The organism is Candidatus Palauibacter australiensis (genome assembly GCA_026705295.1).
In the GTDB taxonomy this organism is placed as follows: Bacteria; Gemmatimonadota; Gemmatimonadetes; order Palauibacterales; family Palauibacteraceae; genus Palauibacter; species Palauibacter australiensis.
On record JAPPBA010000032.1, the window covers coordinates 22,475 to 31,722 of the forward strand.

Genomic DNA, 9,248 nt, shown 5'->3' on the forward strand with positions numbered 1-9,248 from the left:
CCCGTCTACCGGGTCATCCCCCGGGGTTCTCCAGGAGAAAGATCTTGTCGTCCGTCTCGTCCACGCCGGTGAGATCGAGATCCCCATCCAGGTCGCGATCGTGAATGACGACGCACGAGCCGTTGGTGCTCGCCGCGTACGACCGGGGGTTCACGAGCGTTCCGTCGCCCGCGTTCTCGTGCACGGTGAAGCTGTTGCCCTCGAAGTCGCTCGTCACCACGTCGAGGTCGCCGTCGCCGTCGATGTCGCCCACGTCGACCGCCAGCGGCGACTCGCCCGTCTCGTACTCGACGGGATCCGCGAAGCCGCCCGCGCCATCGCCGATGAGGACGGCCACGTTGTTCCCTTCGCGGTTCGCGGACATCACGTCGACGTCCCCGTCGCCGTTCACATCGCCCGCCACGATCATCCACGGCTTGCCGCCGGCGCGCACGCGCGTGCCCAGCTCAAGGTTGCCGCGCCCGTCGCCCAGGTAGGTGAGGACCTCGTCGGTGAAGTAGGCTCCGACGAGCAGGTCGGGCAGGCCGTCGTTGTTCACGTCCGCCGTCGCGCACGTCTTCTCGCCCTGGCCCGGCGAGGCGATCTCGGAGGCGCGCCGCAGATCGCCCGTGCCGTCCGCGTTGTTGAGCAGCATGGCCACGTTGCCGCGGGATTCCTCCGGTCCGACCGACATGTTCACCGCGGCCACGTCCGGCCACCCGTCCTGGTCGAAGTCGCCGATGCACACCCCGCGTACGTTCTGCCCGGACTCGATGTTGCTCCCCAGCTCGAACCAGCCGTTCCCGTCGGCGAGGAAGACGGACACGAGGTCGTTCCCCGCGTTCCCTACCACGAAGTCCGTGAGGCCGTCTCCGTTGAAGTCGGCCCCCTCGTTGGGGCTCGGCCAGCTCCCGCCCGGGATGTCGAGGACGCGGAATTCGTTGTAGTCCCCCGTGCCGTCGTTGAACATCACGCGGACATCGGCGGAGACCTCGTTCGGGATCGCGATGTCGGGATAGCCGTCGCCGTTGAAGTCGCCGGCGTAGGCGCCGTAGGGCTGGACGTGCTTTTCGCCGTCGTCGAGCACGATCCGCGAGCCCCGGTCGATCATGTCGAGCGAGCCCGCCTGCGGCCGGATCCAGAAGTTCCACGCGAAACCCGTCTCCATGGCGCCGCCGGCCGCGAGCCTCTCCCCGGCACGCAGCGAAGCCGTGACCGACTCGCCGGCGTGGAAGGACTCGCCGGGCTCGAAGCGGATGCGCCGGCCATCGTCCGAGAGCTGCACGGAGCCGGTCATCACGCCGCTCCAGCGACCGAACACGGAAAGCGCCGCCGGATCGAAACCGCCGGGATCGAGCGGCTGCGCGAGCACGAGTTCGACCGGCGACTCCGGACCGGCTTCGATCGAGTGCGGGGCCGGCGAGACGAGCGACACGGCGGCCGAGGACGATCCGACGGCGGCGTCCGAGGGCGGGGCTTCCGTCGCGGCCGCCTCACTGCGGTCCGTGCCGACCAGAACGAGCACCGCCACCGCGGCGACGACGAGCGCACCGAGTACTCCGGAGAGGGTCTTCATCTCGCAACCTCCAACAGCTTCAAACCAACGGGGTCCACCGCACGCGAACCCCTTGTACCACCCGACTTCTCAAGCTACCGGCGTTCACGGCCGGTGACGAGCGGGAGGTCCTCCCGCCGGCCCCAGTCGTTCCACGAGGCGTCGTAGAACTTCGTGTCGTAGCCGAGATATCTCGAAATCATGTAGGTGTAGCTCGCCCGCATGCCGATGAGGCAGTAGCTGACGACGACGCCGTCCTTCTTCGCCCCCGCCTCGTCGAAACGCGCCTCGACCTCGGCGAGGTCGATCAACGTGGGAATGTCCTCGGCCGTGAGATCCTGCCAGTAGAGGTTGTAGGCGCCGGGGATGTGCCCGCCCCGCAGGAAGTCCCGACCGGGCCGCTCACCGGTGTACTCGGCCTCGGGCCGTGCGTCGATCAGCGTCATGTCCGGGTCGTCGAGACGGTCGTGTATCCACTCCGCCGTCACGATCATGTCTTCCCTGACGTCCGCCTCGAAGTCGCCGCGGGTGGGCGTCGCCGGCTCGGCGGCGACTTCGCCTCCCGCCGCCTTCCACGCAGCCAGCCCTCCATCGAGCACCGAGGTGCGGCCGCCGTGACCCAGGTAATCCAGCGTCATGAAGACACGGGCCGCGTGGAGACCGGGGTCCCCCACCACGACCACGTGGTTGTCATTGGAGACGCCCGCGGCCTGGAAGACCTCGACGAGGTCCTCGACCGGCGCGAGTTCGGTGATGAGATCGTTCCGTTCGACGGCGATGTCGTGGTACTCGAGGAAGCGCGCTCCCCGGACGTATTCCTCGAGGGGTGCCATGCGGCCCATGCCGACGTGCAGCACGACGACATCAGGGTCGTCCCGGTGCTCCACGAGCCAGTCGCCGCTCACGAGGATGCCCGGATTCGCCTGCGCGGCGACGGCTTGTACCGAACTCGCCAGCGCTGCCATCCAAATCGTGAGGACCGCCATTCGTTGCATGGGGACTCGTCGCATGGGGATGTCTCCGGAACTCGGCATTGGTTGTCTCTTCCGTCGCATTCGACTCGCTTTCCGCTCAGGGTGAGCATATCTCAGCCGGATGGAGTTTCGAAACCGGGAAGGGAACGAGGAGTACGCGTTCTCCCTCCCGCGCCGCAATCGCGCGCCGGGGACGTGCGCTTTCGTGCGGGCAAGGGATGAGGCGTCGAAGATCGAGCACTGCCTGCGCTCGATCCTCCCCGTGTTCGACGAGATCCACGTCATCGATAACGGCAGCCGGGACGACACGGTCGAGATCGTGCGGCGTGTGCGGGAGTCCGGCGCCGGTGGAAGCAAGGTGAGGGTTCATTCGTATCCTTTCCGGGTGGGGCGATTCGGGCCCGAGCACGACGAGACCCCCGCTGATTCGCTGCACTCGCTCGTCTACTTCACGAACTGGGCGCTGTCGCGCTGCACGCGCCGTTACGCCTGCAAGTGGGACGCGGACATGGTGCTTGCCCGCGAGCAGAGGGACGCTTTCGCCGGCATGCTTTCCCGGCTCGGAAGCGGGTGGCCCGCCGCCTGGTCGCTCGCCGGACAGACGGTCTATCGGACGTCCGATGGGTCGTTCCTGGCCCCGCGAGGCGAGGTGAACCGGGAAGTGCGGATCGCCCCCTGCGGTTACTCCGCCCGGTTCCACAAGCGGGAGCACTGGGAACAATTCATCCGTCCCCGCTGGCTGCGCACGCACCACTTCGCGCCGGTATGCTTCCATGAGTTGAAGTTCCTGGACGAGGAGGAGTTTGATCACTGGTCGACGACGGAGTTCCCCTCGCCCCGCAAGCGACGGGAATGGGCGACGTTCCAGCGGCTGCGCGGCGGGGGAGCCGGCGACGCCGACATGGGCGCCGTTCGTCGCCTGCCGGCGACCTTACTCGATGAGGAGGTCGATGCGGCGGGGCGACGCGAATCGGGCGGGCCGCGGCCGGGCAGAGCCCGGGGTAACCGGCATCCGGCCGACGAGCGTCCGGCGCACCAGCGCGTCCTGTCGCGCTGGATGCCTCGTTTCCTGGGGATCGGCGCCACGCGTGCGGGCACGAGCTGGGTGGCGGCGCACCTCTCCTCGCACCCACAGATCCGAATGGGCCGCAAGGAGATCCACTTCTTTGACCGCAAGCTCGAAGCGCCGGCCCCGAGCGGATCCGCGCGGGATCGAATCGACCGGCTCCGCTACCTCGCCCGCTTCGTCCGCGCCAGGGGAGACGGCCGGAGGGGTGGCCGGAGGGGTGGCCGGATCCGGGGCGAGATCACGCCCGCCTACGCGATTCTCGAGCCGGAGGTCATCCGCCGCGTCGCGGATTGGATGCCCGACGCAAGACTCATCTTCATGATGCGCGACCCGATCGAGCGCGCCTGGTCGCAGGCGCGGAACGGGTTTCCGCGGTGGCGGGACAAGCCGTTGGAGTCCGTGAGCCGCGAGGAACTCATCGCCTACTTTGACAGCGATCCGGTCCGGCGGCGCAGCGATTACGCGACGTGTCTCCGCGCGTGGTTCGGGCACTTTCCGCCCGAGCAGTTCTTCTTCGGTTTCCTGGACGAGATCCGGGAGCGGCCCGCAGATCTGATGCGCGATCTCCTGGGATTCCTCGAGGCGAAGGTCGTGGTGGTGGACGCCGAGTCGTTGAGGAAGCCTGTGAACGCGGCGGCTCCGGTCCCCATGCCGGGCTGGGTGCGCGATCACCTCGAACGGGAGTACGCGTTCGACGCGGACGAAGTCTCGGACCTCATCGGGCGGCAGGTCCCGTGGTCCCGGTGAACCGACCGCCGAGGCTCGACCCGCCCCGGGTCCGGCCGCGCGCGATCCCGGCCTTCAAGCGCTGGTTCGGTCGCGGCAAGCGCCGGGTCGGCTACTACCGGCTGCGCGACGGGCTGCGGAACCGGGCGCGGGAGCCTCGGTTCCTCCGGTCGCTGCGGCCTACCGATGTCTTCCTCGTGGGGCACCCGAAGTCGGGGAACACCTGGCTCGCGTACATGCTGGCGGTGTTTCTGTCCGACGATCGCGAGGGAGAGGTGAACCTCTACAACATCGGCGACTACGTGCCGTTCGTACACGGCCGCGACCACGCGATCGCCGCCTGGGACCACCTCCCGGACCCGAGGTTTTTCCGCAACGAGTATCCCCGCTATCCCCACCGCTATCCCGGAACCCTCTATCTCGTGCGCGACCCACGGGCGGTCCTGGTCTCCTTCCGGCACATGTTCGCGACGATGTTCGACGACCGTGACATGACGCTCTCGAGGTTCGTGGACGGCTACCTGTCCGGCGGCGCCCCGTTCGACGCCTGGCACCGGCACCTGAAGCGATGGGACCGGCAGGTCGCGGCCGCGCTCCAACGCGCGGAGGACGGCGAGCGGATCTGCATCGTGCGTTACGAGGATCTCGCCGCCGATCGCGAGGCCGCGCTAAGCCGCGTGGCGCATTTCATCGGAGCGATTCCTGCGGGAGACGTTCCCGCGGGAACGTCCGCGCGGCTTTCCCGGGCTGCGGCGCGCGGATCGTTCGAGGCGATGCGGGACCTGGAGGCACGTCACGGCGCGGAGGCGTACGCCGGGCGCGCCCGCGGGGAAGGACGGTTCATTCGCAGGGGACAGGCGGAGGGTTGGAAGGATGAGATGGACCCCGCGGACGCGGCCCGGATCGAAGCCGCGTTCGGCTCCGTCATGGAGCGCGCGGGATACGTGACGTGAAGGCGCGCGGCGGCCCCGGCATCGCGATCATCGTCTCGACCTACGAGCGGCCCGACGCCCTCGACGCGGTCCTGCGGAGTCTCGCCGAACAGACGTACCGCCGGTTCGAGATCGTCGTGGCGGACGACGGTTCCGGCCCGGACACGCGCGAACTCGTTGCGCGGCGCGTGGAGGAATCCGACCTCAAGCTGGGGCTCGTCCGGCAGGAGAACCGGGGGTATCGGCTGGCCGCGATCCGGAACCGTGCGGCCGCCGCGACCGGACAGCCGTATCTCGTCTTTCTCGACGGCGACTGCCTCGTGCGGCCCGACTATGTGGAGAGGCACGCCCGGCTCGCCGAGCCGGGGCACTTCGTCCACGGCAGCCGAGTGCGGCTCGACCCCGGACTCTCGCGGTTCGCGATCGCGCGGAAGGCGACGGCAATCGAGCGCTGGAGCGCCGTCCGCTGGCTCAGCGAATGGCTCCGGGGACGCGTCGACCGGTTCACGCCGCTGCTGCGCGTGCCGCTGGGACCTCTGCGCCGGATGTCGCCCCGGCGGTGGCGTGGCGTAAAGGGATGCAATCTCGCCCTATGGCGCTCGGACCTCCTGGCGGTGAACGGGTTCGACGAGGGCTTCCAGGGGTGGGGGTTCGAGGACAACGATCTCGTCGTCCGTCTCATCCGGAACGGGGTGCGACGCAAGGAGGGCCGCTATGCCGTCCCGGTTCTGCACCTCTGGCACAAGTCGCGCCCACCCGACCCCGCCAGTCGCGAACGCTTCGAACGCCGGCTCCGCTCCAACGCGGTCCACGCCGAACACGGCATCGATCGCTACATGTGAGCCGCGGGTCGCGGGCCCTTCCGGATCCCGTGCTCCGTCCAGTCGCGCCCACACGAACCCCGGAAGATGCGGAGCGGCCGCGGCACGCCGCGGGTTTCGGCGCGCAGTCGTTCGTTCATCGCCTGCGCTTCGGGATCGAGCCAGGGCCGGTCGTGTTCCACGTGCGCGCACACCGCCCGATGTCGGGCCTGGATGGGGCGAATCCCGGCGTTGCGGAGCCGCTCGCCGAGTTCCCGATCCTCGACCGGGTACGTCATGCGTTCGTCGAAGCCGTTCACGCGCAGGAGGTCGGTCTTCCAGGCCGACGCGTTGTGCCCGTTCCACGTCGCTCGCGTAGTGGTCAGGCGATCGAGCCACGCGGCGCGGCGCGCCGAGCGGCCGAGTTTGCTCCGATCCCGTCTCCGGCTCAGCGCTCCCGTCTCATGGAGCCACGGCCACTCGAACAGCGAACCGTCCAGGACATCGCCTCTCTCGATCCGTGTCCCGGCTGCGCTCGAAAGGCGAACTCTCCCGCCCGAAACGAAGCGCCCGAGCCTTGCGAGCCGCGCGTGGGTATCCACGAAGTCGTGCCGCGGGATACAGTCGCCGTCGCTGAGGATGAGGTAGTCGCCGCGGGCCTCGACGATCGCGCGGTTCAGGATTCGACACTTTCTGAACCCGTCGTCCTCCTGCCAGACGTGGGAGATCGCGAGACCGGTGGACGACCGCAGGTGTTCGATTCGATCGCGCGTCTCCGCCCCCGAGCCGTCGTCCGCCACGACCACCTCGAACTCCTCGCACGTCTGTACCGAGTAGCCCCGGAGCGTGCGTTCCAGTTCGTCCGGCGCGTTGTACGTGCTCAGGATGACGGAGAGGGCGGGCGGCTCGCCGCTCATGCGGCCCCCTCCGTCGGATCCAGCGGCGCCTACGGCCGGTCAGGCTCGGCGGACGAGAGGGCGATCGCGTTGAAGAGGAACTTGAAGGTGCCGTGCGGTTGCGCACGCCGCGTGATGAGCGGGCCGAACAGGTACAGGTGCCCGTTGCCGACCTTCGCTTCCGCCATCGTCACGCCGCCCTGGAGATGCTCCTGACCCCATGCCCAGCCGCTGATGAGCGGCCTGTCGCTGTCGAACCAGGCGAGCGGCGTCACCCCGCCCGCCCCATCGTTCCGCGCCGCCAGCGCCGATGCGCCGAACACGGGGCTGTTGTTGAACGACACCGTGAGCGTCGACGGCACCCCCGTAGCGACGAGCCGCGAGTTGTCCACCGTGACCTCCAGAATCGACCCGGGCACGTAGTACTCCTCCCGGCCCAGCGCCTCGCCGTCCTTGACCAGGTGATCCTCGAGCGGGAGCCCGAGCTCGTTCCCGAGGGCCGTCGACCCGCCGATGGTGACGATCGAGCCGCCGTCTTCGAGGAACTCGACCAGCGCCGGCAGCGTCGCGTCGGAGGTGACCCGGCCCAGCCGGTCCCGGTACTCCTCGGGGATCGTCTCCGGAGCCGGCGCGCCGCCCCCGCCGAACTGGAAGCGCGAACCGATGGCGCCCTGCGGGAAGATGATGACGTCGTAGTCTTCGCTCAGCTCTCCGGCGTCGAGCCGCTGCGGAAAGATGAGTTCGAAGTCCGCGTACTCGAACTGCTCTAGGATCCAGCGGATCCAGCCGGACGGCATGGAGCCGCCGTAGGTGTCCCAGAGCGCGATCCGGGGCGCCCTCAGGCGCAGGGCGTCCGCGTCCGGATCGTTCGCCAGGCCCCGGAAATCGATCCCCAGTTCGGCGGCCAGCGACGCGACGGCATCGACCGTTCCGCGGCGGTTCTTCACGTAGAACGTGCCGGCGGGGTGCATCCGGCCGGCCTCCCGCAGCGGCGAGGTGAGCCAGTAGACCTCGTGTCCCGAAGCCTGCAGCCGGTTGATGGCCGTGAAGGCGTCGTTCGCCTCGTGAGCGAACACGAAGCCTTCGGCTCCTCCCGCGTCCGCGACCGTTCCCGGCATGGGACTCGCGTTCCAATCGGAGATCTCCTCGAACGGCCCGTCGAAGCCCTCCAGGATGCGGTCGAATTCCACCCCCATCTGGATCGCGAGGGTCCACCCCGCGTTGTCGTACGGCGGCGTCGGGGATGCCCCGGGGTAGAGGAAGTCGTCAGGGTGGTCCTGCGGCTCGAACATGTCGAGGACATGCGGACGGAAAGCCTGCGCGGCCCGCACCACGTAGGAGCCCGCGGGATACACCTTCCCTTCGACTGTGAAGTCGGATGTCGCCCGCTCCACGATCACGCCGCCCTCGAGCAGCGCGTTGACGAACTTCGTCGCGGTCGGGAAGTCGGCCTGGTCCGACGGCAGGATGTACCCGCGGGGATCGCGCAGATCGGGCTCGAACAGCCTGTCGTATTCCGCGCGCGTGCCGCGGCTGCCGCCGAAGCCGCCCACGTTGCGGGCGAAGTCGGTCTCCGCCGCTCCGGCCCGCATCTGCTCGCGCAGCCACTCGACTCGCCGGGGATGGATCGTCCAGCTGTCCTTGCTGCCACGCTCGATCGAGTTCATCCCCATGCGCCAGATGCGGTACAGGAACGTCTCGCGGTAACGGGAGGCGACATCGAGCACCGCCTTGTTCGCGGTCACCGAATAGTCGACCGACTGCCGGAAGTGCCACGGCTGCGGCTCGATCGGGGCGGGCAGATTGTCGGTGGGCAGCACCCGCTCAAGAATCAGCGGGATCTCCATCGGGGTCGGGTTCCCGATCGTTTCCGTGAGGAGCCCGATCATGTTCTTGAAGTAGGGTGTCGTGCGCAGGCCGCCGTTCCACCACGTCGAGTAGTTGGCCCCGCGCCGCCGCGTCGCCCCGGGCTTCCCCTCCTCCGTGAAGCGCGAGTGCATGGCGGACCCCACGAGATCGATACCCGTGATGACCATCGGGTCGATGTTGTAGTTGAACGGATCACGGAACGGGGGCGCGAAGAGCACGGTCCCGGTGGGTCCCGTCTGGTGGTGGTTGTAGACGATCTGCGGATACCACGTCCGGTACATCTGCCGGTTCATGTTCTCGGATTCCGGCTGGAAGGACGTGTAGAAGTCGCGGTTGTTGTCGTGCCCCACGTATTTCTGGTAGAGGACGGGGATCCCGCGCGTGGAGCGCTCCGTCTTCTCCTCGACCCGCGTGTACCAGTTCGAGCCGAGGTCCATCCCGTCGGGGG

The 9,248-nt window shown here is 68.6% G+C and carries 7 protein-coding genes; 3 read left to right on the plus strand and 4 right to left on the minus strand.

Annotation, left to right across the window (positions count from 1 at the left end; all coding sequences use genetic code 11):
• Positions 1-13 precede the first annotated feature (13 nt).
• Both OXN85_02210 and OXN85_02215 read right to left on the minus strand, forming a co-directional pair.
• Entirely contained in the window at positions 14-1,555 is a 1,542-nt protein-coding gene (locus OXN85_02210; GenBank protein ID MCY3598773.1) for a VCBS repeat-containing protein, read from the minus strand.
• A gap of 74 nt (positions 1,556-1,629) precedes the next feature.
• Entirely contained in the window at positions 1,630-2,529 is a 900-nt protein-coding gene (locus OXN85_02215) for a rhodanese-like domain-containing protein (protein ID MCY3598774.1), read from the minus strand.
• A 100-nt stretch (positions 2,530-2,629) separates the two neighbouring features.
• Here OXN85_02215 and OXN85_02220 point away from each other — a divergent pair, with 100 nt between their 5' ends.
• The 3 genes from OXN85_02220 to OXN85_02230 are packed head-to-tail and all read left to right on the plus strand — an operon-like array spanning position 2,630 to position 6,077.
• Entirely contained in the window at positions 2,630-4,324 is a 1,695-nt protein-coding gene (locus tag OXN85_02220) for a glycosyltransferase (protein MCY3598775.1), read from the plus strand.
• Positions 4,321-5,256, plus strand: coding sequence for a sulfotransferase domain-containing protein (locus OXN85_02225; protein ID MCY3598776.1), 936 nt, complete (start codon positions 4,321-4,323; stop codon positions 5,254-5,256). The genes OXN85_02220 and OXN85_02225 overlap by 4 nt, the downstream gene beginning before the upstream one ends.
• Entirely contained in the window at positions 5,253-6,077 is an 825-nt protein-coding gene (locus tag OXN85_02230) for a glycosyltransferase (GenBank protein MCY3598777.1), read from the plus strand. Before OXN85_02225 ends, OXN85_02230 begins: the two co-directional genes overlap by 4 nt.
• Here OXN85_02230 and OXN85_02235 read toward each other — a convergent pair.
• Both OXN85_02235 and OXN85_02240 read right to left on the minus strand, forming a co-directional pair.
• Entirely contained in the window at positions 6,068-6,952 is an 885-nt protein-coding gene (locus OXN85_02235; protein ID MCY3598778.1) for a glycosyltransferase, read from the minus strand. The genes OXN85_02230 and OXN85_02235 overlap by 10 nt on opposite strands.
• Before the next feature lie 29 nt (positions 6,953-6,981).
• Positions 6,982-9,248 (minus strand): peptidase (locus OXN85_02240; protein MCY3598779.1); only part of this gene is annotated, 2,267 nt, incomplete at its 5' end.

What these genes read in the sequence shown, in the direction of transcription:
- OXN85_02210 (MCY3598773.1), bottom strand. Translation starts at nt 1,555, where the DNA reads ATGAAGACCCTCTCCGGAGTACTCGGTGCGCTCGTCGTCGCCGCGGTG.
- OXN85_02215 (MCY3598774.1), bottom strand. Translation starts at nt 2,529, where the DNA reads ATGCAACGAATGGCGGTCCTCACGATTTGGATGGCAGCGCTGGCGAGT.
- OXN85_02220 (MCY3598775.1), top strand. Translation starts at nt 2,630, where the DNA reads ATGGAGTTTCGAAACCGGGAAGGGAACGAGGAGTACGCGTTCTCCCTC.
- OXN85_02235 (MCY3598778.1), bottom strand. Translation starts at nt 6,952, where the DNA reads ATGAGCGGCGAGCCGCCCGCCCTCTCCGTCATCCTGAGCACGTACAAC.